The 25,530-nt window shown below is 63.1% G+C and carries 26 protein-coding genes; 8 read left to right on the top strand and 18 right to left on the bottom strand.

The features are described 5' to 3' along the window. The first annotated feature begins 17 nt into the window (after nucleotides 1-17). Nucleotides 18-506, top strand: coding sequence for a peroxiredoxin (locus AC6I9R_RS02320; RefSeq protein WP_461426709.1), 489 nt, complete (start codon nucleotides 18-20; stop codon nucleotides 504-506). 77 nt (nucleotides 507-583) lie between these two features. Here the strand turns inward: AC6I9R_RS02320 and AC6I9R_RS02315 are convergent, their stop codons facing one another. The 6 genes from AC6I9R_RS02315 to AC6I9R_RS02290 form a co-directional block, all read right to left on the bottom strand. Further along, complete coding sequence (locus tag AC6I9R_RS02315; RefSeq protein ID WP_461426710.1) at nucleotides 584-880, bottom strand: 4a-hydroxytetrahydrobiopterin dehydratase; 297 nt, start codon at nucleotides 878-880, stop codon at nucleotides 584-586. Beyond that, the gene (locus AC6I9R_RS02310) at nucleotides 880-2,061 is read right to left on the bottom strand and encodes a GNAT family N-acetyltransferase (RefSeq protein WP_461426711.1); all 1,182 of its coding nucleotides are present in this window, start codon (nucleotides 2,059-2,061) and stop codon (nucleotides 880-882) included. Before AC6I9R_RS02310 ends, AC6I9R_RS02315 begins: the two co-directional genes overlap by 1 nt. A 50-nt stretch (nucleotides 2,062-2,111) precedes the next feature. Further along, nucleotides 2,112-2,876: a glycerophosphodiester phosphodiesterase family protein gene (locus tag AC6I9R_RS02305; protein WP_461426712.1), complete on the bottom strand. Its 765-nt coding sequence runs from the start codon at nucleotides 2,874-2,876 to the stop codon at nucleotides 2,112-2,114. Beyond that, nucleotides 2,873-3,340 (bottom strand): RidA family protein, encoded by a 468-nt coding sequence (locus AC6I9R_RS02300; RefSeq protein WP_461426713.1) that lies wholly within the window; start codon nucleotides 3,338-3,340, stop codon nucleotides 2,873-2,875. Before AC6I9R_RS02300 ends, AC6I9R_RS02305 begins: the two co-directional genes overlap by 4 nt. Nucleotides 3,341-3,408: 68 nt before the next feature. Further along, nucleotides 3,409-4,716, bottom strand: coding sequence for an HlyD family type I secretion periplasmic adaptor subunit (locus AC6I9R_RS02295; RefSeq protein WP_461426714.1), 1,308 nt, complete (start codon nucleotides 4,714-4,716; stop codon nucleotides 3,409-3,411). Further along, nucleotides 4,713-6,437, bottom strand: coding sequence for a type I secretion system permease/ATPase (locus tag AC6I9R_RS02290; protein ID WP_461426715.1), 1,725 nt, complete (start codon nucleotides 6,435-6,437; stop codon nucleotides 4,713-4,715). The genes AC6I9R_RS02295 and AC6I9R_RS02290 overlap by 4 nt, the downstream gene beginning before the upstream one ends. Before the next feature lie 172 nt (nucleotides 6,438-6,609). Between AC6I9R_RS02290 and AC6I9R_RS02285 the strand changes: the two genes are divergently transcribed. After that, complete coding sequence (locus AC6I9R_RS02285) at nucleotides 6,610-7,431, top strand: MlaA family lipoprotein (RefSeq protein WP_461426716.1); 822 nt, start codon at nucleotides 6,610-6,612, stop codon at nucleotides 7,429-7,431. Further along, the gene (locus AC6I9R_RS02280; protein WP_461426717.1) at nucleotides 7,412-8,035 is read left to right on the top strand and encodes an MlaC/ttg2D family ABC transporter substrate-binding protein; all 624 of its coding nucleotides are present in this window, start codon (nucleotides 7,412-7,414) and stop codon (nucleotides 8,033-8,035) included. The genes AC6I9R_RS02285 and AC6I9R_RS02280 overlap by 20 nt, the downstream gene beginning before the upstream one ends. Nucleotides 8,036-8,258: 223 nt before the next feature. Here AC6I9R_RS02280 and AC6I9R_RS02275 read toward each other — a convergent pair whose 3' ends face one another. After that, entirely contained in the window at nucleotides 8,259-9,425 is a 1,167-nt protein-coding gene (locus tag AC6I9R_RS02275; RefSeq protein ID WP_461426718.1) for an ATP-grasp domain-containing protein, read from the bottom strand. A gap of 577 nt (nucleotides 9,426-10,002) precedes the next feature. Continuing rightward, nucleotides 10,003-10,329: a heat shock protein HspQ gene (gene hspQ / locus AC6I9R_RS02270; protein ID WP_461426719.1), complete on the bottom strand. Its 327-nt coding sequence runs from the start codon at nucleotides 10,327-10,329 to the stop codon at nucleotides 10,003-10,005. 88 nt (nucleotides 10,330-10,417) lie between these two features. Between hspQ and AC6I9R_RS02265 the strand changes: the two genes are divergently transcribed. After that, nucleotides 10,418-11,305 (top strand): AEC family transporter, encoded by an 888-nt coding sequence (locus AC6I9R_RS02265; RefSeq protein WP_461426720.1) that lies wholly within the window; start codon nucleotides 10,418-10,420, stop codon nucleotides 11,303-11,305. Between the two features lie 90 nt (nucleotides 11,306-11,395). Continuing rightward, nucleotides 11,396-11,971 carry a transglycosylase SLT domain-containing protein gene (locus AC6I9R_RS02260; protein ID WP_461426721.1) on the top strand — a complete coding sequence of 192 codons (576 nt, stop codon included), beginning with the start codon at nucleotides 11,396-11,398 and terminating at the stop codon, nucleotides 11,969-11,971. A gap of 115 nt (nucleotides 11,972-12,086) precedes the next feature. Here AC6I9R_RS02260 and AC6I9R_RS02255 read toward each other — a convergent pair whose 3' ends face one another. From AC6I9R_RS02255 to AC6I9R_RS02220, 8 genes are all read right to left on the bottom strand, one after another. Continuing rightward, nucleotides 12,087-12,695, bottom strand: a complete 609-nt coding sequence (locus AC6I9R_RS02255; RefSeq protein ID WP_461426722.1) for a LolA family protein — start codon at nucleotides 12,693-12,695, stop codon at nucleotides 12,087-12,089. A 177-nt stretch (nucleotides 12,696-12,872) separates the two neighbouring features. Continuing rightward, on the bottom strand, nucleotides 12,873-14,468 hold the full coding sequence (locus AC6I9R_RS02250; protein ID WP_461426723.1) for a hypothetical protein: 1,596 nt from the start codon (nucleotides 14,466-14,468) through the stop codon (nucleotides 12,873-12,875). 112 nt (nucleotides 14,469-14,580) lie between these two features. Further along, complete coding sequence (locus tag AC6I9R_RS02245; protein WP_461426724.1) at nucleotides 14,581-15,003, bottom strand: hypothetical protein; 423 nt, start codon at nucleotides 15,001-15,003, stop codon at nucleotides 14,581-14,583. A gap of 389 nt (nucleotides 15,004-15,392) precedes the next feature. Next, nucleotides 15,393-15,995 carry a Fic family protein gene (locus AC6I9R_RS02240; protein WP_461426725.1) on the bottom strand — a complete coding sequence of 201 codons (603 nt, stop codon included), beginning with the start codon at nucleotides 15,993-15,995 and terminating at the stop codon, nucleotides 15,393-15,395. Beyond that, a complete protein-coding gene (locus AC6I9R_RS02235) occupies nucleotides 15,988-16,317 on the bottom strand; it encodes a hypothetical protein (RefSeq protein WP_461426726.1) in 330 nt (109 codons plus the stop codon). The genes AC6I9R_RS02240 and AC6I9R_RS02235 overlap by 8 nt, the downstream gene beginning before the upstream one ends. 530 nt (nucleotides 16,318-16,847) lie before the next feature. Then, a complete protein-coding gene (locus tag AC6I9R_RS02230) occupies nucleotides 16,848-19,694 on the bottom strand; it encodes a DNA translocase FtsK (protein ID WP_461426727.1) in 2,847 nt (948 codons plus the stop codon). An 11-nt stretch (nucleotides 19,695-19,705) separates the two neighbouring features. Continuing rightward, entirely contained in the window at nucleotides 19,706-20,887 is a 1,182-nt protein-coding gene (locus tag AC6I9R_RS02225; RefSeq protein ID WP_461426728.1) for an aminotransferase class I/II-fold pyridoxal phosphate-dependent enzyme, read from the bottom strand. A gap of 117 nt (nucleotides 20,888-21,004) precedes the next feature. Next, entirely contained in the window at nucleotides 21,005-22,378 is a 1,374-nt protein-coding gene (locus tag AC6I9R_RS02220) for an amidase (RefSeq protein WP_461426729.1), read from the bottom strand. Here AC6I9R_RS02220 and AC6I9R_RS02215 point away from each other — a divergent pair. The 3 genes from AC6I9R_RS02215 (at nucleotide 22,377) to AC6I9R_RS02205 (ending at nucleotide 24,644) form a co-directional block, all read left to right on the top strand. Beyond that, a complete protein-coding gene (locus AC6I9R_RS02215; protein WP_461426730.1) occupies nucleotides 22,377-23,639 on the top strand; it encodes an FAD-dependent monooxygenase in 1,263 nt (420 codons plus the stop codon). The two genes, AC6I9R_RS02220 and AC6I9R_RS02215, sit on opposite strands and share 2 nt — an antisense overlap. Nucleotides 23,640-23,769: 130 nt before the next feature. Beyond that, nucleotides 23,770-24,207: a hypothetical protein gene (locus AC6I9R_RS02210; protein ID WP_461426731.1), complete on the top strand. Its 438-nt coding sequence runs from the start codon at nucleotides 23,770-23,772 to the stop codon at nucleotides 24,205-24,207. Beyond that, nucleotides 24,207-24,644, top strand: a complete 438-nt coding sequence (locus AC6I9R_RS02205; RefSeq protein ID WP_461426732.1) for a hypothetical protein — start codon at nucleotides 24,207-24,209, stop codon at nucleotides 24,642-24,644. Before AC6I9R_RS02210 ends, AC6I9R_RS02205 begins: the two co-directional genes overlap by 1 nt. A gap of 16 nt (nucleotides 24,645-24,660) precedes the next feature. On the opposite strand, the gene AC6I9R_RS02200 is transcribed toward AC6I9R_RS02205, so the two are convergent. Together AC6I9R_RS02200 and AC6I9R_RS02195 are read right to left on the bottom strand one after the other, a co-directional pair. After that, nucleotides 24,661-24,864, bottom strand: a complete 204-nt coding sequence (locus tag AC6I9R_RS02200) for a Trm112 family protein (protein WP_461426733.1) — start codon at nucleotides 24,862-24,864, stop codon at nucleotides 24,661-24,663. After that, the gene (locus AC6I9R_RS02195; RefSeq protein WP_461426734.1) at nucleotides 24,861-25,505 is read right to left on the bottom strand and encodes an LON peptidase substrate-binding domain-containing protein; all 645 of its coding nucleotides are present in this window, start codon (nucleotides 25,503-25,505) and stop codon (nucleotides 24,861-24,863) included. Before AC6I9R_RS02195 ends, AC6I9R_RS02200 begins: the two co-directional genes overlap by 4 nt. Nucleotides 25,506-25,530 lie beyond the last annotated feature (25 nt).

Genomic DNA, 25,530 nt, shown 5'->3' with positions numbered 1-25,530 from the left:
CGCAGGAGCACACCCAAATGACACTTTCCATTGGCGACACCCTTCCCAATGCCACCCTTCTGCGCGTCGGCGCCGACGGCCCCGAGTCGGTCGAGATGGATACGCTGACCAAGGGCCGCGATGTGGTGATTTTCGGCCTGCCCGGCGCATATACCGGCACCTGCTCGACCGCGCATATGCCAAGCTTCATCCGCAACATGGGCGGCTTCAAGGCCAAGGACGTGGACGAGGTCATTTGCGTTTCCGTCAACGATCCCTTCGTGATGGATGCCTGGGGCACGGTCACCGGCGGCAAAGAGGCGGGCATCACCTTGTTGGGCGACGCCTCGGCCGAGTTCACCAAGGCCATCGGCATGAACTGGACGGCGGAGTCTGTCGGTTTCTTTGACCGCTCCAAGCGCTACGCGATGTTTGTCGAGGACGGCGTCGTGAAGAAACTCCATGTCGAGGAAGGCCCCGGCGTATGTGAGGTTTCCGCGGGTGAATCGATCCTGGCCGTCATCTAGGGCACCACGGTTGCGGCCAGGCGCGGGAAACGCCCTTCGAAGGGCGTTCCACGGATCTTCCAAGATCCGTCCCGCGCCTAGCCCGCCAGTTGGTCCATCTTCCGCGCCAGGGTCACATCCAACTCGGACAGCCCGTTCACATCGTGGGTGGCCAGCGTGACCTCGACCGTCTTGTAGACGTTGGACCATTCGGGGTGATGGTCCATCTTCTCGGCCTCGATGGCGACTTGCGTCATCCAGCCGAACGCCCGCGTGAAATTCCGGAATTGGAACATCTTGTGGATCGCATCGCGGCCCGTCACCTCTTCCCAGCCGCTTTCAGCCAAGGCTTTCAATGCCTCCGCTCGCGCGTCGCCTTCCAGTTTCACCGCCATTATTCCTGCTCCTCCACATGCGCGCGCTTGAACGGGCCGTAGCCCGTCAGCACCTCGATTTCCTCATCCACGGCGGCCTTCTCGGCCTCCAGATAGCGCGCAATTGCCTCCGCAAATCCCGCGTCGCGCACCCAGTGGAGCGAGTGTGTCGCCACCGGCAGATAGCCCCGCGCCAGCTTGTGCGCCCCCTGCGCCCCGGCCTCCACACGGGCCATGCCATGGGCAATGGCAAAGTCGATGGCTTGATAATAACACAGCTCGAAATGCAGGCAGGGGTGATCTTCCACACAGCCCCAATAGCGCCCGTAAAGCGTGTCGGCGCCGATGAAGTTGAGCGCGCCCGCCACGGGCCGCCCCTCGCGCAGGGCCAGGCACAGCAGCATGTCATCGGCCAGCGTCTGATGCGCCATGTCGAAGAACGCGCGGGTCAGGTAGGGCGTGCCCCACTTCCGCGCGCCAGTGTCCTGGTAGAAATGCCAGAAGGCGTCCCAATACTCGGCCTTGATCTGATCGCCCGTCAGGCTCACGATCTGGCCGCCGAAATCCTGCGCCCGCGCGCGTTCCTTGCGGATGTTCTTGCGCTTGCGGCTGGAAAGACTGCCCAGAAACCCGTCGAAATCCGCGTAGCCGTCGTTCACCCAATGGAACTGCTGCGACCAGCGCCGCATCAACCCGATGCGCTCACCCGCAATCGCCTCGTCCTCGGTGCAGAACGTCACGTGAAGTGACGACAAGGCATTGTCCGCCGCCAGCTGCACCGCCCCCTGGATCAACGCGGAAATCCCGGTTGCGTCATGGCCGGGCTTGGTCAGAAACCGTCGCCCCGTGGCAGGCGTGAACGGTGCCGCGATTTGCAGCTTGGGGTAATACTCCCCGCCCGCATTCTCGTAGGCATGGGCCCAGTTGTGGTCGAAGATATACTCCCCCTGGGAATGCCCCTTGGCATACATGGGCGCCACAGCGATCACCTCGCCCTCCATCCGCGCCACCAGGTAGCGCGGCTGCCAGCCGCTGCCCGGCCCGACACTGCCGGATTGCTCCAGGGCGCTCAGAAACCGATAGGTGGTGAACGGATCTTTAGGCCGCCCGTCCTCGGGGCAGGCGCAGGCGTCCCAGTCCTCTGCGCTGATCTGCGACAGGGACGTCAGGACATCGATGCTGATCTGAGTGTCGCCGTCCACGGTCGCCTCCACGCTTGCGTGCTACATAAATGGGTCGCACGCCGGGGGCGTCAATCGGCAGGCGTGTAGCCCTCGAACGTGATGTTATCGGCGACGCGGCGCGCCTGCGCCTCTTGCTCGGGCGATTTCACCGTCCAGCACAGGATCGGCACGCCCTTGGCCTTCAACTCCGCCACCCGCGGCGCGGCCAGGTCGTTCCAGTCGTGGCTGATGAAACTGGCGCCCACGGCGTCAAACGCGCCAATCTCGCGCAGGGCCATCAGCGTGTCTTGCGACAGATCCGGCCATTCCTTCTCGTTGTAGCCGTCGGTCACGATCCCCCTCGGCACACTGGGGGCACGCTTGGCCATATTGGCGACCATATGGGGGTTGAACGACATCACGGCGACAAGACCGTCGTAGCCCTTCAGCGCGCGGGCCACGGCGCGTTCCAACTCGTCCGGCGCAGAACCGGTACCACCCGATTGGTCTTTCATCTCGATCAACAGCGGCACCTTGCCGCCCACAATCTCCAGCACCTCGGGCAGGGTCGGCACCGTCTCCTCGGACCCTGTCAGCACCAGCTTCACCAGATCACGCGCCGCCCAGCCCCGGATCGGGCCGGACTCGTCGGTCAACCGGTCCAGCCGCGCGTCATGGAACACCATCGCCGCCCCGTCCGAGGTCAGTTGCACATCCACCTCCACGCCGTAGCCCGCGTCGACCGCCGCGCGCACAGCGCTGGCGCTGTTCTCGATCACGCCTAACGCGCGGTCATGCAGGCCCCGGTGCGCCAGCGGCTTGCCCAGGAACTCGGGCGGAAGCACAGGGGTCATGGCTTGAGCTGGAAGATGCCCTCGATCTCCACGGCGACGTTGAACGGCAACGCCCCCGCACTCACGGCCGAGCGGGCGTGGCGCCCGATGTCGCCCAAGGCCTCCACCAGGAAATCGGAACAGCCGTTAATCACCTTGGGCTGGTCGCCGAAATCAGGGGTGGAGTTCACGAAGCCCGTCAGCTTCACCACCCGCGCCAGCTTGTCCAGATCCCCGCCACAGGCCGCTTTCACCTGCGCCAAAAGGTTGATCGCGCAGACTTTTGCCGCCGCGGCCCCCTGCTCCACGCTCAGATCCACCCCGACCTTGCCGGTGATCATCTCACCGTTTTCCATCGAGATCTGGCCCGACACGAACAACGTATCACCCACCTGCACGAAGGGCACATAATTGGCCGCAGGCGCCGTGGCCTCGCCCAGAACAACGCCCAATTCCGCCAGCCGTGCTTCGATAACTCCGCTCATGGTTGAGCCTCCCCAAATGTGTTTCGCCGCAAACCGTAGTGCGCCCGGCGGTCCATGGAAAGACCGCTTCAGCTTTCCCGGAACGCGCGTGAGAAATAGGTGGTGAAGGGCTCTAGCAGATACGCCAGGGGCGTGCGGTCCTCGGTGCGAATGAACGCATCGACCGGCATGCCGGGGATCAGAACCCGCTCTCCCAAAAGCTGCGCCTGCTCCTCGGTCATGGTGATTTCCGTGCGATAAAAACTACCGCCGCTAACCTCATCCACAAACGCATCGGCCGAGACCTGCGCCACCTCTCCCACCACCTCGGGCATGGAGCTTTGGTCAAACGCCGGAAAGCGCAGGGACACATTCTGCCCCTCGAATACCTGATCAATGTCAATCGCCGGGATCCGGGCCGAGATCACCAGGGGGCGCCCCTCCGGCACGATATAGGCGAAGGGATCCGCCGGCCGCAGGACGGACCTCGCGCCAAAAATCGTCAGCCCATGGATCGTCCCCGCAACCGGCGCGCGCAACTCCATCCGGGCAATGCGGCGTTCCAGGTTGGCCGTGCGTTCCACCAGTTCCTGCTCGCCCACGCGGATCTCACGCAACTCGCCAATCGCCTGTTCGCGGCGCGTCGTCGTCAGTTGCAGGATCTCCAACTCCGTCTCGATGATCCGCTCTGCCGCCTCGGCCCGTCCCGCCGTGGCCTGCCCTAATTGTCCGCGCAATTGCACCAGTTCCTGCTGCAAACGCACCACCGGCTCCACGGTGCCGGAGCCACGCTCCAGCAGATCCTCGCGCCGGGTCAGCTCCGCGCCCACAAGTTCGATCTGCTCCACCAGCGCCGCCTCCTGCGCGCGCATGGCGTCGACCTGCGTGCCGATCTGCGTGATGCGCCCGCGCAGCTGCTCTTCTTCGCGCGCAAGCGTGTCGGCGCGGGCCGCAAACAGGTTCTGCTGGCCCGCCAGCACATCGGCAATCTCGGGATCAGCGGCACCGATCGCCATCAGGTCTTCCGAGAATTCCAGGGACGTCAAACCGTCCCGCTCTGCCTCCAGCCGCGCGCGGCGCGCGGCACTCTCAGCCAGGCGGGCGCGCGCGACGGCCAGTTCGGTCAGCAGTTCCGAGGAATCCAGCCGCACCAAAACCTCTCCATCCCCGACGCGGTCGCCCTCATCAACCAGCAACTCGGCCACCACGCCGCCGTCGGGGTGCTGAATGGCCTGACGGTTGCGATCCACCTCGATCTGGCCCGAGGCCACCACGGCCCCGGAGAGCGTGCTGGAAACGGACCACCCGCCAAAGCCCAGGACCAGAACGGCCAGCGCCACAAGGCCGATCAGCATCGGGCCACGGACGGACCAGGCGGGGCGTGTGTCTTGGGTCATGTCAAATCTCCCGCCGCTTTGGCACTGGTCACGCGCTGCACATCGGCGCTGTTCTGCAGAACCTTGGCCAGCACCTCATCGCGCGGCCCGAAGGCCTGCACCATGCCGTTGTTCAGGACCAGAAGCTTATCACATTGCTGGATCGCATTGGGCCGATGCGCCATGATCAGAACCCCGTGCCCTGCCGCCTTCATCCCCTGAACAGCAACGTTCAGCGCCTCGGATCCCTCGTGATCCAGCGCCGAATTCGGCTCGTCCAGCACCAGCAGCACCGGGTCGCCGTAAAGCGCGCGCGCCAACCCCACGCGTTGCACCTGCCCGCCTGACAGGCGCGGTCCCAGGCCCGACACCTCGGTGTCGTAGCCGTTGGGCAACTCCCTGATCATCGTGTCCGCCGCTGCCGCCACGGCTGCCGAGGTCACCGCCTCGCCGGACGGGTTCGGGTCCAGCCGCGCGATGTTTTCGGCGACCGTGCCGTCAAACAGGCTGACGGCCTGCGGCAGGTAGCCGATCAGTTTGCCAAGGGCGTCAGGGTCGTATTGATCCAGCGTCGCGCGGTCCAACCGGATCGAGCCGCCCGCGATGGGCCAGACCCCGGTGATCGCGCGCGCCAGCGTTGATTTGCCCGAGCCAGAGGGGCCGATGATCCCAATCGCCTCGCCCGGTTCCAGTCGAAACGACACTCCGCGCAGGGATGGCTTCGATTCTCCGGGTGGGGCGACGGTCAGGCCTGCCACTTCAAGCGCGGCGCTCGGGCGCGGCAAGGTCAGCCGCTCCGGCTCCTGCCCCTCGGCCAGCAGCAGGTCCCGCAACCGCCCCCAACCGCGCAGCGCCTCCTGGATCATCGGCCATTGGCCAATCGCCAGATCAATCGGCGCCAGCGCGCGGCCCATCAGGATCGAGCCCGCAATCATCGCGCCGGCCCGCATCTCTCCGCGCAGGACCAGCAGCGCCGCAAGGCCCAGGATCGCTGATTGCAGGAACAGCCGCAGGGTCTTGGACAGGGTCGCATAGCCCCCCGCCCGGTCCGCCACCCGCATGCTGACATCCAGGGCCCGCGCCCGCTGCTTGTGCCACCGCGCGAATGCTGCGCCCTGCATCCCGAGCGACCGGATCACCTCGGCGGAAGATTGCATCTCTCCGGCCATGCGATCGGCGGCGCGGGTCGTCTCGGACGCCTCCGCCAAGGGCCCGGCGGTAGACAGACGGTTAACGAAGGTGACCAGGATCAACGTCACCGCCGCGCCCAGGGCGAACCACCCAAGCCAGGCATGGAACGAGAAGATGGCGACGATGAACAGCGGCGTGAAGGGCAGGTCGAAAACCGCCATGAACACCGGCGAGGACATGACCCGCTGCACCGACCCCAAATCACTCAACGCCGTCTGTGCCCGCCCGGTGCGCTGCGCCCGATCCAAGGCGGCGCGGAACACGCGGCCATCAAACGCCTCCTGCAACCGCGCGCCAAATCGCGCCGCCACCCGGGCGCGCGCGTAATCCAGAATCCCCATCATCGCGAAAAGGAACGCCACCAGCACCGACAGCGCCAGCAACGTCTCTTCACTGCCCGAGCCCAGAACCCGCTCGTAGACCTGCAACATATACAGCGGCCCGGTCAGCATCAGCAGGTTCACGAACAGGCTGAACAGCGCGACAGACCACAGGATCCAGGCGTTGCGTCGGCGAAACTCTGCCAGTTCGTCTTTTGCAATCGTGCTCATGGGCTCGGTCGCCTTCTTTTGATCTCAAGGGCTTGGTCGTCGCCTTGACAGTCCGACCATGCCTGCCGATGTATCAAGGGTGTGGTGCGCTGCATAGTTCCCCTATACCCTTTAGAAAGTGTGCAGGGCGATGAGATTGCACTTCGCTTATCCACGGGGGATCTACGTGCGCTTGACGTTTTCGAAACTACCGGGCCGCCTCTGCGCCGTTGCGCTGGCGCTTTTGGTGACCGCCTGTGGCCCCGCCACGCTGCCCCCCGGCGATCAGATCGCCGACGCCGATGAAGCGCGCAATCGCGCCGCCCATGCCACCAACATCGCGCTGGATCGCGCCGTTCTGGACCCCGTCGCAACCGCCTACGGCACCGCCGTGCCCGAGCCTGTGCGCGTAGGCGTGTCGAACTTCGCCTCGAACTTGAACCAGCCCGGCTACGTGGTGAACAACATCCTGCAACTGCGCCTGGGCGATGCCGCCCAGAACACCCTGCGGTTTGCCCTGAACTCCACCATCGGCGTGGGCGGGCTGTTCGATGTCGCCACCGCCCTCGGCGTGCCCGAGGAAGAGACGGACTTTGGCGAAACCCTACACCTTTATGGCGTCGGTGAGGGCGACTATGTCGTCCACCCGTTCCTTGGCCCCTCGACCACCCGCGATACCGTCGGCAGGGTGGTGGATTTCGCCATGAACCCCCTGCGCCACCACATCGATGCGCCGGAAAGCTATTATTCGACCGGCGCCAGCATCGGCTCGGCCCTGAACTCCCGCTACGCGTTCGACGACACCATCGACTCGGTGCTGTACGAAAGCGCGGACAGCTATTTGCAGATGCGGTCCCTCTACCTGCAACAACGCCGGTTCGAGCTTGGGGGCACCGCCGCCACCTATGAAGACCCCTACGCCAATGAAGACCCCGCCGCCGCCGCCGAGGCGGTGGCCGCAGACCCTTATTATGACCCCTATTCGGATCCTTATTTTGACCCATACGCCCAATAGCTTTCTCACCTTCCGCCGCCGCGCGTTCCTGTCCACCGCGATCGCCGGGGCCTCGCTGCCGTTTCTGCCCCGCGCGGGCCACGCGATGACCGCAGGCCAGGCCCAGGCCCTTGTCGAAGCCGCCGTCGCCGACGTGAACCGCGTGATCGCCTCGGGCGGGTCTGACGCCTCCGTGCTGCGCGAGATGGAGCGGATCCTAAGCACCTACGCCGACGTGCCCACCATCGCCCGCTCGGTCCTCGGGCCGCCCGCACGCTCGGCCAGCAACGCGCAGCTGCGCGCCTTTACCGAGGCGTTCCAAGACTATTTCTCCGCCAAATACGGCCGCCGCTTCCGCGAGTTCATCGGCGGTTCCATCACCGTAAATGGCGTGCGCCCGGTCCGGTCGTTCTTCGAGGTCATCACCACGGTCAACCTGCGCAACGATAGCCCGTTCGAGCTACGCTGGCTGGTCTCCGACGGCTCCGGCCGCCCGCTGTTCTTCAACCTGATCATCCAGGGCGTGAACCTGATGATCTCGGAACGCACCGAAATCGGCGCCATGCTAGAAGCCCGCGGCGGCAACATCGACGCGTTGACTCAGCATCTCCGCACCCTCGGCTAGACCCGTAGGGTGGGTGCAACCCACCCCGCGCCCGAGGGAACAGGTGCCTTCATCCACGCCATAGTCACACCCCTGGGTCTCTTCGCACGAAACGAGCGACCTCACCGACGTAGACGCGATGACAGCTTTGCGGGACAAAGCCGCCGTTCACTCAACTCGGTTCAAATTCCGCATTGTGGAAGTCTGAACACATTGTGCGCCTAAGGTTAGAGGGTTGCTTAAACTAGCAACACTTTGACGAAACTACCGCTGCCGCGATCTTGTCTTCGTCAGGTTCTTGTAGAGGCATTGATGCTTCTAGTGTTGCTTGAAATTCAAGTGCAACTTGCTCGGACGACTGCCCCCAGAACAAGAACCTTCCGATTTTTCCAGACTCACTAATTCCGTCCGAAGTGAAGCGCTCGTAGATCGATGATGAACGCACTTTTTGTTTAGTCTCGTTCTCAAAAAAATCTGAATTCACAATACTGCCAAGTGCAGCGGGTGTATGATGCCAGCCTTGCATTGGGGGTAACCCGGCTGCATTTCTTACTAGCTCAAGATCGTAGCTGCGCCCGACCCCAACGGAGTATAGCTCCGGTAGCCACCCACCTGGAGCACGAGGATTGATTTCGATAAGATGAGGCTTTCCATCCTGTGAACCGAGAACAAGCTCGCAATGGAAGTTTGCCGCGATGCCAGAGCAGTGGGATGTCAGTATCGAACTGATCTTTTTGACTACAAGCTCAACAAGTTCACTAGGTATGGGTTCAATCAAACTATGCCCAATGATGTATGGAGTCTGGGCGAAAGACATGACCTTCCAACAGAAACCGACAAGAGAAGCAGCTCGTCCGTTCCAAGTCACATCCAAGCAAAAATGATCTCCGTCGATGTACTCTTCCACCATTACTTCATCGTCAGAGCTCAATTTAGAAACGTAGTTTGCAACTTGCCTAACCGACGTGCACTTTTTGACGCCAACGGCGCAACTCCCGACGGTCGGCTTTATCACCACAGCGGTGCTTGTTTCCATTGAGCTGGAAACTAAAGCCATGTCTAGGTCGTCTCGTTTCGAAGCGGTAAAGCGATGAGGGAATTCAGACGACGAAATCCTTCTTACAAGATGCTTGTCTGTGAAGCTGCTTAGCACCACTGCCTTAGCAATTCGAGGGTCTGAGTTTTCATCGCCAGTGCCTAATGTGGCAGCAACGCTGCGAATTGCTGGCTCGTCGTTGAATACCACGACGCTTGCACCCGAAAAGTCAGCATAATGCTCAAGAAAGTCCGCTGAGCTTACGAAATTACTTGAAAAGCCGAGTGATGCGCAAGCGTTGATGTAGCTGGGTATCCTGTAGAAGTGGTCGTCGAAAGCCCCAACAAAAACAACAGTGCGCGAACGATCTTTCATCTTTGGTTCAACTCTCGGGACCAGCCAGTGCAATCCACTCAGCCAATCACTGGTGACTAGCCCGACATCTCACATGCTTAACGATACTTGGAGCTAAAGAGACGGCGCAACCAACCACCGGTCGATTGCCCACTTTTGTAGGACTGATCAGTGATATGCACACCGGACTTATTTCCGTCGGAATCAGTGTCCCATGATATCCGCACATTGGTTCTGGGGTTTGCCACTGTGTGGTGAGTTCCTCCCTTGCTGGAGCTCTGGACATACCCTCCAGATGGCGCAATAGGATTACCGCCACCGCTGCTACATGATCCCATCTATGAAACTCCCTACAGATTTGTATGGACGCCCTCGTAACATGGTCAACCCAAGCCGTGTAATCAAGGCACCGTTGTGCCAAAATGCGGTGTCGCAGGGGCTGCCGACGAAAGTCGAATATTCACGTAACCGGAAGTTCGCCGCGCTTCAGGTCTACGGTACTCTTGGGCACAAAGCCGCCCTTCGCCGCATCAGCAAACCATCGCCCGAGCACAGCTCATCAGCCGACACGATGCGCAAAGCGCACCAATCACAGCACTCAATTCAGCTGATATTCCAACGGATAATGCCCATCCCGGTACTCGCCGAACAGATCCGGCAGGTCGGGGTGCGTCACGGGCTCTCCAGTGTCGTCGGGCACCAGGTTCTGCTCGGACACATAGGCCACGTAATAGGTCTGATCGTTCTCGGCCAGCAGGTGGTAGAACGGCTGGTCCTTCACCGGGCGGGCCTCTTCGGGGATCGCCTCGTACCATTCGTCGGAGTTCGAGAACTCTGCGTCGATATCGAAGACAACACCGCGAAACGGATGTTTCCGGTGTTTCACGATCTGGCCGATGTTGTATTTGGCTTGCGTCTCAAGCATGGCTTGCCCCCGGAACTTAAGGAAGTTTGTTAGCGAACCGGGGCGGGGTTTGTCCATCCCGCGGCGCGATTCTTGCGGGAAACAGTCTGTGAACCTTGCCCTTACAGTGTTGGAGATCACCGCGCCGGTGTTCATTCTGGGGGCGGCGGGCTTTGCCTGGGTGCGTTTGGGGTATGAGTATCCGACTCAGTTCGTCACCCGCCTGGCGATGACCCTCGCGGTGCCCTGCCTGATCTTCACCGCCCTAGTCGGTGCCCAGATCGCGCCGCAGGCCCTTGCCGCCCTCAGCTTTGCCACCGCGCTGTGCTACGGGGTGATCGCCCTTGGCGCCTGGCTGACCGTCCGGCTTTTCCGCCTGGGCCCCCGCGCCTACCTGGCGCCTTTGACGTTTGGCAATACCGGCAACCTCGGCCTGCCCCTGGCGCTGTTCGCCTTTGGCGATACCGGGCTGGGTCTGGCGGTGGTCGTCTTCGCCCTCATGGCGATCTTCATGTTCACTGCGGGCCTCTGGATGGTCGCGGGCGTCCAGAACCCCGCCCGGGTCCTGCGGGAGCCTATCTTATGGGCCTCCGTCCTGGGCGTTGCCTTCCTGATCGCGGGTTGGCAGCCGCCGACCGTGGCGCTCAACGCCTTGACGCTCATCGGCCAGATGGGCATCCCCCTGATGCTCCTCACCCTCGGGGCTGCCGTGGCGCGCCTGAAACCGGCCCGGGTGCTGCCGGCCTTTGGCCTCTCGGCGATCAAGCTCTCCATAGGCCTCGCGACAGGCGTCGGCGTCAGCCTTGCCACCGGCCTCACCGGGATCCCGCAAGCCGTGCTGATCCTGCAGATGGCCACGCCCGTGGGCGTCACCTCCTACCTCATGGCCGAGCGCTACCAGACCGACCCCGACGCCTCCGCCAGCCTTGTCGTCACCTCCACCCTTCTGGCGATTGTTGCCCTTCCGATCACGCTTTCGTTTCTTCTGCCCGGGTAAGGCATTCCCCCCGTTTTCCTGCACGCCGTTTTGCTCTATACTTGTCCACAACGTGCCGGAAACAGGCGCACCCCAGAGGCAGAGCAGCCCATGTACAGACGAACCTTACTGATAGGCCTCACGGCCTCTCTCGCGGCGTGTGGGTCGCGGGATTTCGAATCGCCCCGCAATCTCGATGACGCCTGCGCGCTTCTGCGCGAAAGGCCCAACTATGGCCGTGCCCTGCGCCGGGCCGAGCGGAGATGGAACATCCCCGTGCCCAACATGATGGCCACGATCCACCAGGAAAGCCGGTTTGACGGCGATATCCGCCCGCCTTTCCGCTATGCCCTGGGCGTGATCCCCATGGGCCGCCAATCCTCGGCCATCGGCTATTCCCAGGCGCTCGACGGCACCTGGGCCGAGTATCAGGAGGATCAGAACCGCCCCCGCGCCCGGCGCACCGACATCGACGATGCCACGGATTTCATGGGCTGGTACATGAACCTGTCGCTGGAGAGGAACGGCATCGCGCTGGACGACGTGCGCCGCCAATACCTGGCCTACCACGAAGGCCACACCGGCTACGCGCGCGGCAGCTACAACTCCAAACCCTGGCTGATCACAGTCGCCCGCCGCGTCGAAGACCGCGCCGAGCGCTACCGCCAACAGCTGGAGCGCTGTTAGAGTGTCCCGCCCTTAACCTGACACATCAGCGAAAGGCGGGGCGCGCGCTACATTCAAGCGTTGCACTGCGTCCCGCCAAATGCCCGTGTCTCAGGCTTTTGGCGGAATGCTTTGATCAGCCGCCGTTGCGGGCGTTGACCTCCTGCGGGATCGAGAAATACCGCGCCGGGATCCGCCCGCCTTGCTCCAACGCGCCCAGGATCACCGTGGTCTGCGCGCCCCCCTCATCGGTGATGATCCACTGCCGCAACTCCGGCCCCGGCGTGAACACCAGCGTGATCGAGCCAATATTGGGCCGCCGCGGGTCCCGCGCCACAACGCGCGTGGAGGTGCCGTCAAACGAATGCTCGCTCACCATGCCGGATTGCCCCAGGTTCACATTGCGCTGCAAAATGATCCGCAAGGGCGTCTCATCCAGCGGATATTGCTCCGGCGGGCCAGTGGCACGGCCATCAAAGATCGCCACCTGCGATCCACCCGCCATCACCAGCAGATCATCCCCGTCATACTCAAACCGCACCCGCCCGGGCCGATGGATAAACACCGTCCCCGTGGACACCGTCCCGTCCGAGTTGATCTGCGTAAACGGGCTCTCCGCCGTTTGCATCGCGTTGAGGTAGGCGGACAGATCGCCCAAAGGAATGGCCTGCGCAAAGGCAGCCGTAGGGCCCAGCACGGCAAAAGCCGCCGTGGCGCCCATCAAAGTGCGGCGAGTGATCGACATGAAAAAATGCTCCGATTCGAAGTGCTTGCCCCGAATATAGGCACGTTCCCCCCGCTATGCGATAACACCGGCACGTCACCGCCTATCAACAGCCGGTGAACCCCAACCGCTGCGAGGAGGGACGCGAAGCGGCCCGAGGAGGGGCGGAACCTGCCTCACCCCGCGCCCGCCCCGGGATCAACGCGTGTCTCGCCTGGCCAGCACATCCGCGAACCGCGCTTTCACCTTGTCATTGGGTTCTTCCGCGAAACCCCGCCGCACCAAAAGCTCCGCACCCTCCGGCCAGGCCGCCTTCCCCCAAGCCTCCAGCACTTGGATGGCCATATTTCGGTTCCGGATGACCGGGCTTTTCAGCCCCGCCTGAACGAAATCCCATCCCTTCCCCGAATGCGCCCGCAAGTCCTGCAAAATGAAATCGAGCGCCCGATGGGATGCATATGCGCGACCAAAACCCATGTGCTCCGCAGGACCCGACGCAATGGTGTCGAGCGGGATTTTCTCCTGCGCCAATGCCAAAACGGCATCAATACGCTCTGGCCCAGCCTTCCGCATCAGACCCCACCAATAATCCTCACCGGCCTTTGTCCTGCGATAGAAATGCGGCCAGGGATCAAGCCCCAGTCTCTCGCAAGATCGGCTGGCAAACCAAAACGCGTCCCGATCCCCGTGGACGAGGGCCTCTTCAATCACAGCCCGCCAATCCCGGCTCGCCAAAACCTGATCAATCCGCGCAATGATCACATTGGCACCGGCCACCGTCCAATCCTGGCCCAAATCCCGTGCGCCTGACAGATGCCGCCCGATATGGCCTTTCAGCTTCCACAGAAACGCAAAGTGGGCCGCCGTCGCAAAGCGCGCCTCCGGCTGCCCCACAAGATGGTGGATCGCAGCACAGCCATGCTCGTAGTCCTCCAACCCCTCCGCCGGACCGCCATTAATCAACGCAGAGATGATCTCTACCGCTCCCTCGAACAGGTCTCCATCAACGTTCGCCGACTCCAGCGCCAGATGAAGTTCCCCGGCCCGCGCACAGATGCAGGCCAGGTATTCATACATGATGGTGTTCTTGAACCCGTGGCGCAGAAGCCAATCCTTGATCGCAGGATCCTCAGTATCCCGCAAATGCTCGACTGCGCTAATCCGCCCCCACCCATCCGTGCCCTGCGCCAAGGCCCAAAGCGCGCTTTCACCATCCGATGCTTGGGCCAACGCACGCACCGCGTATTGCGTGAACTCGTCATGTTTGCCCAAGATCAGCAGAACGCCCCTGTCCCGGGTGTCGTCCATCAAGCCCAGCAACACGATCGAGACTTTGACCACCTCCCGGTCCGCCGCTTTCGTCGTAAACCAGCGCGCGATGTCCCTCAATCGACCCGGCGCCGGTGTGTTTTCAGAGCGGATCCGCCCCAGCAGCGGATCGACAAGGCTTATGGCCGACCCGCCGCACATCAGATCGTAAAGCGCCCGGATGTTGTCGTCGGACGCGGATTTGCACGCAGCCACCAACGCGACATGAAGGACCTCGACGGCATCGTCCTTTTGCGTCTGAGCATAATGATGAACGAAGGCGCCATCCAACGCACCGCGTGCGAACGACATGCGGCTGTCGTCGCGCTTGGGCTCGTCGGGCAGGACATACCCCTCACGGGACAGCCGCCCCGGTGGCGCGCGCTCAACATGGGCTGCGATATGGTCGAATATCGATGCCCGCTTCCCCCATGGAGGAGACCTGTAATCGGGCGGCCACACAGGCCGCTTGAAAGGGGTAATCATCCCCCCGCTTGTGCGCGAGCCGCCCCGACAAGTCCAGCAGAGGCCCGGCTCAAAACGAAAAAGCAGGCACTCCCGCGCCCGCTTTCCCAATCCTATCGAGCCAAAGGCCCGCTTACGGACGATAGCACACCCGCCCGCCGGTGACCTCGTAGCAGATCTCACCGCCGCCGCCCGCGTTGCCGCCGCCGCCCGCCTGGGCACAAGCGTTGCCGTCGCGGATGCCGATGTTGCCGCCACCGGTGCGGATCAGGCTGAAGGTGCCATCCCCGTCCCGCCCGCTGAAATGCGCGCCCTCGCCCAGTTGCGGCAGCACGATGCGATACGGCCCCAGCGACCGCGTCGCATGGATCTGGCTTGTGCCGTTGGCCGCAATCGTCGTCGGCTGGGAAAAGCTGCCGGCGTTGTTCATCAGGCTCACCATCAGCGGATCATGGGTGCAATTGTGCAGCGTCATGGCCGACGCGCCCGAGGCGAAGCCGCCCAGGGTCAAAACAGCGGCAAGGGCAAATTTCTTAAGGGTCGAAGGGGTCGTCATGGTCTAATTCCTTGGTTCAATCGTTTGTGCCTTTCCGCTGGATGCGGCGTGGCGATGACCCATGGATGCCCCGTCGCGGCGCGCCAAACACTGGGGGAAACTACCCATATGAACACGGGCATTCGAAAATCTGTGGAAATCAAAACGCGGGCCGTCTGGCAACGCCCACGCGATACGCCAAACCTACACTCTTTCCAGTGATGGCTTCATGCGGTCAGACTACTCTGGAGCGTAGGGTTGGATGGGTTTGAAGACAGCCGTTACCGACATCTCTCGCCGGTGCTCAAAGGCGCTCACGGCTTCAATCGGATCGACGTTGCCTACGGACTGAAAATCAATCCGCTCCAATCTCGGGTCCGGGAAGGCAACCTCCGCCCAGTCCAGAGGTTTCAGGCGATCACGTCCAGATACATGCGTCGGAAGACCTGCACTGTTGGCGCCCAGTCTCCTTCCATCGCTTTGCCGCACGCCGCCCCATAGCCTCCGTCGGGCCTTGGCCTGAGTTTCACGAAAGGCGGCAGGCCGTATCGCATCGCGATGAAGCCCGTCCAGATCCGCGCGGTCCTTCCGTTGCCATTGGCGAACGGATGAATCCTGACCCATTCGGCATGCACCCACGCACATAGCTCGATCACGGCGTTCAGTTGATCTTTGGAACTGGGGATACGCCCCGGCGGGATCAGCCCATCCAGGGCTGCAACGGTTCTTTCCAGTGTCCGCTCAAACCTTCGGAGCTCTTCCGCTACCGAAGAAGACGGCGCACCTGCGTGCATACCGATGTGAACCTCACACCCCTCAAGCCCGCTTTCGCCCCGGAAACCGCCCACATAGCTCCGGTCCGGAACCTGCAACCCTGCCATCACAAGGGCGTGCCAACCTCGCGCCAATTCCACACGGGGTAAGGTGCGCCCCAAGGCCTGATCACGGGACGCGCGGTACGCTTTCTTCAGATTGTCGGTCAGCTTGTCGCTGTCTTCATCCCAATCAGGCACGTAGCAAATTGCGAACGAGGGTTGTGGCTTCGTGGTCTTCCGGAAACACCACATCCCCTTGGGCGGGATCAACGTCAGTAGACAGCTCCGCCGTCACCACGCCGTCAATGGCTTGCTCAAAGTTGGGGTCAGATGCCCGATACGCCTTCAACGTAGCCAACGAGGCTTCCAATTCTTCCTCCACCGCAAGCGATTCCTTGGAAACAAATTGCACAAGGGCCTGGGTGATAAGCTTGTTCATCGTCATCTGCCTATGCTCGCTCAGCTTGGCCAGATGGTCTTTCAGGTTCTGCTCGACACGAAGAGTAATAGGCACAGACATGAGTCAGCTCCGATAAGTGATGACATCAAAATAATGTTTTGACGTCATTTGTCAAGAGTTGTGCTGTCATATGTAAAGTTTTCGCCATCTCCCCCCGTCACGCAGGTCGATCTCACAAGCCTGGATGCCATGCGGTTTTCAGACGAAAAAATTCCTGAAGTGTTCAGGCCTTGTCCAGCATTCCCAAAACAGGGCTCTTGGCGCCTGGATCTTGCGGTTGCGCCAGCTCACTGACCGTCGCCCCCCCACGCAAGGCGCTTGAGGATCATTTCTATGCGTGGGATCGCCCAGGGCCGAGACGCACTGATCGGGGGACTGCTCAAACTTGGACACATGCCTTTGTCACAGCCAAGCCGTCATTCGCCGACCTCTGAAGACCCCCGACTTGGCGAATGCCTGCCCCGCGCCGCTCGAACGCAAGCCAGCTCACAACGGCAGGTGCAAAAAGTTAACAAACCTGAATACTGTTATATTTCAGTTGTTTAGGGCCCTGCTCAACCTTGAGCACCCCTTGCACACCCCTGCAGATCTCAGTCCTGCTCCGGCACCAGGATCTCTCGCTTGCCCACATGATTGGCCGAGGACACGAGGCTGTTTTCCTCCATCTGCTCCACCAACCGCGCCGCCTTGTTATACCCGATCCCCAGCTTGCGCTGGATATACGAGGTGGAGCATTTCCGGTCCTTCACCACGATCGCCACCGCCTGATCATACAAGGCATCCTCGCCGCCCGTATTGCCGCCCGTGGACAGCCCCAGAACCGCGTCGATGTCTGATTCCTTGTCGTCGTCCGGCCCCTCCAGAACCGAGGAAGCGTAATCCGGCGGCCCGAAGCTTTTCAGGTGGCGGACGATCTCCTCCACCTCTTCATCGGAACAGAACGGCCCATGGACACGCGTGATCTTCGCCCCGCCCGCCATATAAAGCATATCGCCCATGCCCAGCAGCTGCTCGGCGCCCATCTCACCCAGGATGGTCCGGCTGTCGACTTTGGAGGTCACGTGGAAAGAAATCCGCGTCGGGAAGTTCGCCTTGATCGTCCCGGTAATCACATCCACCGACGGCCGCTGCGTCGCCATGATGATGTGGATCCCAGACGCCCGCGCCATCTGAGCCAGCCGCTGAATGCAGGCCTCAATCTCCTTGCCCGCGACCATCATCAGGTCGGCCATCTCGTCGACGATGACGACGATATAGGGCATCTTCTCGGGCATATATTCTTCGGTCTCGAACACGGGATCGCCCGTCTCATCATCAAAACCCGTCTGATAGGTTCTGGAGAACATCTCGCCCTTATCCAGCGCATCTTTCACGCGAGAATTATACCCGTCGATATTCCGCACGCCCATCTTGGACATCTTGCGGTAGCGCTCTTCCATCTCACCGACGGTCCATTTCAGCGCCACAACGGCCTTCTTGGGGTCCGTCACAACGGGCGACAAAAGGTGGGGGATGCCGTCATAAACCGACAGTTCCAGCATCTTCGGATCGATCATGATCATCCGGCAATCTTCCGGCTTCATCTTGTAAAGCAGGCTCAGGATCATCGTGTTGATCGCCACGGATTTACCCGAGCCGGTCGTCCCCGCGATCAGCAGGTGAGGCATCTTCGCAAGGTTCGCGATGATCGGATCACCGCCGATATCTTTGCCCAAAGCGAGCGGCAGCTTGTGGGAGCCGTCGCCGAAGTCGCGGTGGGACAGCATCTCGCGCAGGACGACCATCTCGCGGTTCTGGTTCGGCAGCTCGATGCCAATGACGGTCCGTCCGGGCACCGTGGACACTCGGGCGGACAGCGCGGACATCGACCGCGCGATGTCATCGGCCAGACCGATGACGCGCGAGGCCTTCAAACCGGGCGCGGGCTCTAGCTCATACATCGTGACGACGGGGCCGGGACGGACGGAGACGATCTCGCCTTTCACGCCGTAGTCATCCAGCACGTTCTCCAGCATCCGGGCGTTGGCCTCCAGCGCCTCATCGGAAAGGTGATGCCGCTCGATGGTGGTCGGGTTGGTCAGAAGCGTCAGCGGCGGGAACTCATAGGGTTCCGGCTCCGACAGCGGCAGGGAGGGCTGGCTATCGGCCTTCGCCTGACGCGACTGCGCTTGGGGTTTGCGGCTGGGTTGCTGCACCACCTTGCGTTCGACACGCGCGGGCGGCACGGCGACCGGAGCGGGCTCCGGCTCGGCGCGGTGCAGTTCCACGGGCTCGACCTCTGCCATGGGCGCTTCCGGCGTGTCCTGCGCGTGGGCTGCGGTCAGCGGCGGCTCGATCCGGTTCAAGCCCGGCACGCGGGACGGCGTTCCCGGCGTCACACGGGCGCGGGCGGCGATGTCGGCGATGGTGTTGCCAGTCGGGGCCGCTTCGACGGGATGGCGGCGCGCCCGGATCGCATCAGAGATCCGCGACCGCACGCGGTCCTGGCCCACGGGCTGTTCATGCAGGTCTTCGACCAGCATCGGATCCGCCTCGGGCAACGGGGCTTCCAAGGGCGGCTCTGCCTCCCGGCGCAGGCCCGGCATGCGAGAGAACAGGCCCGGCGTGGCTGGGGCGACAGCGGCGGGCGCGGGTGCAGGCTCGTCCGGCGCAACGGCACGCTGCACGCGCGGCTCACCGGTGGTGGCATAGGCGGGATCGACGGCAAGCGGGGCCGCTTGTGCGGCCTGCGCCTCTCGGCGGGCAATCCTGCGGTCCTGCAAGGCCGCCGCGGTGGCCCCTGCCCCGCGTCCGAGGCCGCGCATCGTGGCCATAACGGCACCACCCGTTGCGATCATGCCGACCAGCAGGAACCGCAGGGTCAGCCCCAATTCCCGTTGGGTGACACCCAGCACAAACAGCACCATCAACGCGGTGAACACGAAGGCCACGAAAGCCGCAATCTTGATGCCGATCTGCGGCGCCATAGGCAGCGCGCTCAGCACGGCGCCCAGGATCGTATCGCCGAACAGACCGCCCGCGCCGAAGGAGTGCGACCACCCCGCAGGCGGCACATGGCTGGCGGCATAAATCGCGGCCAAGGCAATCGCGATGGGCAGGAACAAGACGCGGCCCAAGGCGCGTTCCTGCCCGCGATGCAGGATGAAACGCACGCCCCAGGCGATGCAGGCCACGGGCAGAACCCAGGCGGCAAAGCCCATGATCATCATCATCACGGCGGCGATCGATGCACCGCCCCGGCCCAAAAGGTTCTCGGGCGCGGCATCTGTCGCAGCCATCCAGTTGGGATCCTCGGGCACATAGCTCCACAGCATTGCCGCCAGGGCAAGACCAAGACCCACAAGGGCCATACCGCACATCTCTCGGCCACGACGGGCGAGAATTGCTTGCATATGTCCGTCCAGAAGCGGTTCACGCTGGCGGGTCTGATAGGCCATGTTATGCCTCCTCAATCATACAGCGCCTTGCGGAGCATCTTCAGCCCCCGACGCATTTCTTCTTTTTCAGCAACCATTGCGACGCGGATCTTGTCGTGGCCGGGGGTCACCCCGTCCACTTCGCGCGCGAGGTAGGAGCCGGGCAGCACTTTCACGCCCGTCTCTTGCCACAGCTTGACCGTGGCTTGTTCCGCGTCCTGGACCGGCAACCACAGGAAGAACCCGGCCTCGGGGCCCTTGTAGCCCTGCACGTCGCCAAGGATATCGTCGGCGATCTTGTACTTCACGCGGTAGAGGTTGCGGTTGTCGATCACGTGGTCTTCGTCGTTCCAAACCGCCTCGGCCACCGCTTGCAGCGGCATCGGAAGCGGCGCACCCGCGTAGGCGCGCAACTGCTTCATCCGGGCGATGTTTTGCGGGCCCGACGCACAGAAACCACTGCGCAAGCCCGGCAGGTTGGAGCGTTTGGAGAGCGAGTGGAACACCATCACCCGTTCCGGGTCCACGCCCATTTTTTGGGCGACTTGCAGGGCGCCGGGGGGCGGTGTCTCGCGGTAGATCTCGGAGTAGCATTCATCCGCGAAGATCTTGAAATCGTGCTTCTCGGCCAGGGTGATCAGCGCTTCCCAATAGGCCTCGGACGCGACGGCGCCCTGCGGGTTGGCAGGCGAGCAGATGTAGGCGATGGCCGTGCGCTCGAGGATCGCGGGGTCGACGGCATGGAAATCCGGCAGGTCGCCGGTCGCTTCCGTGGCGGGCAGATAGACGGGTTCGGCGCCAACGGAGAGCGCGGCCACGGCATAGACCTGATAGAAGGGGTTGGGTGTTAGGACGACGGGCCGTTGGCCATTCTTGCGTTCTGGGCAGAGCGCCATGCAGGCGTTGTAGAGCCCCTCTCGCGTGCCGTTCAGGACCAGGATCTGCGTGGCAGGATCGACATCAGCGTTGTAGCGGCGGCCAAGCCACGCGGCCTGGGCCGTGCGCAGGGACAAAGCGCCGTCATTCTCGGGGTATTTGCCGAAGCCATGCAGGTTTTGCGCCAGCGCCTCGGCGATCCACGGGGGGAAGGCGTGGCGCGGCTCGCCAATGGTCATGAGAATAGGGTCGCCGCCCGGCTCCATGCCGTCCAACAACGTCCGCAAACGCGGAAACGCATATTCTGGGAGGTTCGAAAACCGCTCCGGAAACACCATTACTGCCTCATTTTCAGGGTCATAAACGCCCCGTTAGCCATGATGATAGCGAAGGGGGCGGCTCTGGTCCAGAAAAAGAGGCTTAATATCAGGTGGGTGTGGCGAGGGGTGTGTCCGTTAGGCCAAACTGGCCTCCGCCGCCTGCGCCAGGCGCAACAGGCGCGCGTCATGGCCCGGGGGACACATCATCATCAGCCCCGTGGACGGCACGCCCGTGGGCAGGGTCACCGCGCAAAGGCCCATCAGGTTGCCGACGCGGGTGTTGCGCAGGGTCAAGAGGTTCTCGGTGACAAAGTAATCGTCATCGGAATCCAGCCGTGCGACGTTGGGCGGCAGGTTCGCGGCAGACGGGATGAGCACAGCGTCGTAGCCGGAGGTGGCCGCGTAGTAGTCCGCGCGCAGCACCCGCAGGCGCTGCCAGAGAGCCACGAAATCCGCCGCCAACACGTCCGCGCCTTGGCGGAAACGGTCACGAATGCGGTGGAACATCTTGTCGGGGGCGGCTTCGATGTCCTTGCCCCAGGTCCCGTAAGCCTCGGCGGTGTAAAGGGAAAGCGTGGTCTGCATGGCCTCATCGACCGCGGGCACGTTGACGGTATCGATATGGGCACCGGCTTTGCCAAGGCGGTCCACGGCGGATTGGAAGGCCGCGCCGGGGGCCTCGCGCACGTCATCCGCATAGGGGTTGAGGACCGCGAAGCGGGTGCCCTGCAGGCTGGCCGCGCGCAGGTCGGGGGCCTTCGTGCGGCCCATGACAGCGAACAACTCGGCGCAGTCTTCCACGGTGCGGCAGAGCGGGCCGACCGTGTCGAAGCTTTCGCAGAGCGGTACGACACCCCGAAGCGACAGCGCGCCGTGGGTGGGCTTGAAGCCCACCAAGTCGTTCCAGGCCGAGGGCAGGCGGACGGAGCCGCCGGTGTCTGACCCGATCCCCGCCGCGGCCATACCGTAGGCCACCGACGTGGCGGCACCCGAGGATGAGCCGCCGGGGGCGAGCGCCGGATCATGGGCGTTGGGGGGCGTCGCGGTGGAGGGGTTCACGCCAAGGCCCGAGAACGCCAGTTCGGTCATATGGGTCTTGCCCAAGCAAACGAGGCCCGCGCGGGTGGCGTTGGCCAGAACCTCTGCGTCCGCGGTCGGCACGCGGCCCTCCAACAGCTTGGAGCCCGCTTCTGTCGTGACGCCCGCCGTGTCGAACAGGTCCTTCCAGCTGATCGGCACGCCATCCATCAGCCCTCGCCGAACGCCTTGCTTGGCGCGGTCGTGGGCGGCAATCGCCTCGGCCAACGCGCGGTCACGGGTCATGCGGGCGTAGATGCGGGGGCCATGCGCGCTGGCCGCTACGGCATCCAGATAGCCCTCGGTCAGCGCCACGGGGTCCACGTCGCCCGCGCCAATGCCGCGCCCGATCTCGCTTGCGCTTTTGCTCAGCCAATCCATCTTCACCGCCCCCAGTTTGCTTGCGAAAAGGCTAACGACGACGCGCCACATGGACAATCCCCTTGGCCGCGCCATAGTTCACCCTATGGAACAGCTTGATGCAGATATTCTGATTGTTGGCGGGGGGTTAAACGGCCCCTGCCTGGCGCTGGCCTGTGCGCAGGCGGGACTTTCGAGCGTGGTTTTGGACGCCCTGCCCGCGCAGACCCGGGAAGAGACCGGCTTTGACGGGCGCGCCTATGCCCTGGCGCTGGCCTCGGTCCGAATGCTCGGCGCTTTGGGGATCTGGGACGCGGTCGCGGACCACGCGCAGCCGATGTTGGAAATCAAGGCCTCTGACGGGCGCGCTGGCGAAGGGGCGGCGCCGTTTTACCTGCACTTCGACCATGCCGAGATCGAGGAAGGCCCGATGGGTCATATGCTGGAAGACCGCTACTTGCGCCGCGCCTTGATGGCCGCGATGGAGGCTGATCCGCGCGTGACACACCGCGCGAATGCGCGCGTTATCTCTCAGGATACCAATGGGTTAGCCTCTGTCACGCTGGAAGGTGGAGAGGTGCTGCGCGGGCGTCTTCTGGTCGGTGCGGACGGCAAACGCTCGGGCGTGGCCGCGCGCGCGGGCATCAAGCGGACCGGGTGGGATTACGCGCAGACGGCGCTTGTCTGCGCGGTCCAGCACGAAAAACCCCACAACGGCATCGCGCATCAGTTCTTCATGCCGGGCGGACCGCTGGCGATCCTGCCGCTGCCGGGCAACAGATCGTCCATCGTGTGGTCGGAAACCGAGCCTCGGGCCAGTGCCTTGGCAAGCGCCAGTGATGCGGATTTCATGGATGCCCTGCGGCCGGCATTCGGCGACTTCCTGGGCGATATTTCTCTTACCGGTCAACGACATAGCTACCCTTTAAGCCTATCGCTCGCCACCGCCTTTGTGGCCGAAAAGCTGGCCCTTGTGGGCGACGCGGCGCACGGTGTTCACCCGATTGCGGGCCAAGGGCTGAACCTGGGACTGCGCGATGTGAGTGCGCTGGCAGAGACTTTGGCAGACGCCAAGCGGCGCGGAGAGGGCTTTGCGCGCCGTGACGTGCTGGACCGTTATCAGCAATGGCGCCGGGCCGATACGATGGGGCTGGCCGTGGCAACGGACAGCGTCAATCGGCTGTTTTCCAACGATAACCCGGCAATCCGCGCGATCCGCGATATCGGCATGGGGGCAATCGGCACGGTGCCCGCCCTGCGGCGCAAATTCATTCGTGAGGCGGCTGGACTAACCGGGGATCTGCCGCGTCTGATGCAGGGGCGCGCGCTGTAGGCGGCGGCGAAAACGGCGCGCGGGTAGATCAATGGTATATCAATCTGCCCTCAGGGGTGCGGCAATCCCCACTTTGCGGATCATGTCGGACTGACTAACCTGCCCGAAAATCAACAAGACGAGACCCCCCATGACTGGCCCAAAACTGACCGCATTGATCCTCTTTGGCGCGCTGAGTTTCGCGTTCGGATTCCTCTTCACCGTCGGCCTGAACGGCGCGTTCGGCGGGTTGATGACGGGCGTCATCGTCGCGGCGCTGACCTGCGCCTTCATCTGGTTTGCCAACAACGGCCGCCACGCCTTCGCGCGTGGCTTCCTGGGACTGGGCGCGGTGTTCATCATTGTCCCCATCGCAGCCCTTGCCGGGTTCGGAGAGCAGGTGGCGGAGGGCACGCTTACCGCAATTCAGAACGGCAGCTCCCTCACCGAGGAGGAAGCAGGGGCGCTGTTCCTATCGTCGATCTTTGCCTCTGCCGGGTTGGTCTTTGGTATCATCTTCGGCCTGATCCTGGTTCTGATCGGCGGGCTGATGCATCGCAGCCCGGCCAGCACGCCCGAGGCCCCGTAGTGAAATCGCCCAATGGCCCGCTGATCCTGGCCATTTTCTCCGTGTTGATCCTGGCGCTCTGCTGGGTGGCCGTGACCGCCGTCACCACGCCCACACGGGCGATTGCCAGCGGCGTCGCCTCGGCCCTGTTCGCGGGCGTGTTCATCTGGTTTGCCCAGACCAACCGCCACGCGGTGGCACGCGGGCTGATCGCTTTGGGGGCAACAGCGCTGGCCGCGCCCTTTGCCGCCATTGAGGTGGCAACCAATGACATGTTGATCGCCTTGCTGAGCGACGAAGACCTGATTGGGGAACGCTTCCTGACGATGGACCAGGTGCTTTCGGTTGGATGGCGAAACGTCGGGATCGGCGCGCTTGTGGCCTTGGTTTTGATCATCTGGGGCGGAGTGATGCACAGAGCACCCCGCACGCCCGACGATGGCGGAACGTCAGAGTAATCCCCGCCCTGCCGCATCAATCCAGCTTGCGGGCTTCTTCTTCCAACATGATCGGAATGCCGCCCCGGATCGGGTAGGCGAGATGCGCCGCGCGCGAGATCAGCTCTTGGCGTTCTCTGTCGTATGACAACGGTGCCTGGGTGACCGGGCAAACCAGCGCCTCTAACATCCGGCGGTCGATGAGGGGCCGGACCGGCGCGTCATCCGCCGGATCGCTCATTGCATGCGTTCTTCGTCCGAGCCTGCGGCAAGGGCGAATTCCAGAAGCGTCACCAGCGTTTCGCGCCGGGTGGACAGCGACGGCGCCTCTAGCAGGGCCTGCTTTTCCTCGGGATCAAACGGGCAGAGCATCGACAGGGAGTTGATCAACAACTCATCCTCGGCGTCTTTCAGGCTGTCCCAATCGGTGGAGAGGTCTTGGGCCTGAAAATAGCGGTTCAGCAAGTCGAGGAAGCTGTCGCGGTCAAAGGCCTTGTCCGTCTCGGTCGGGCCAAGGTCGGTGTTGAACCCCTCCCACGACACGTCGCAGCGGCGGTACGGCGCGAAGCCCGAGACTTCGGACGCGATCCGAAACCGGGACATGCCCGCCAGCGTGATCATGTAGCGCCCATCCTCGGTTTCCGAGAACTGGGTCAGACGCCCCGCACAGCCGATGTGGTGCAACTTCTGTTCGCCCGTTCCCGGCGCCTCGAAGGGTTGCACCATTCCGATCAGCCGATGCGAGGTCTTCATCGTATCCTCGATCATCTGCAGGTAGCGCGGCTCGAAAATATGCAGCGGCAGGCGGGCGCGGGGCAAGAGCAGCGCGCCGGGCAGCGGGAAGACCGGGATCGTGCCGGGAAGATCAGCGTGTTTCATCATGGGCATGGACGTAGGCTGATCCTTG

The organism is Gymnodinialimonas sp. (assembly GCF_059726805.1).
Note: the sequence above shows the minus strand (reverse complement) of the source record. Positions and strands in the feature narration are given on the sequence as shown.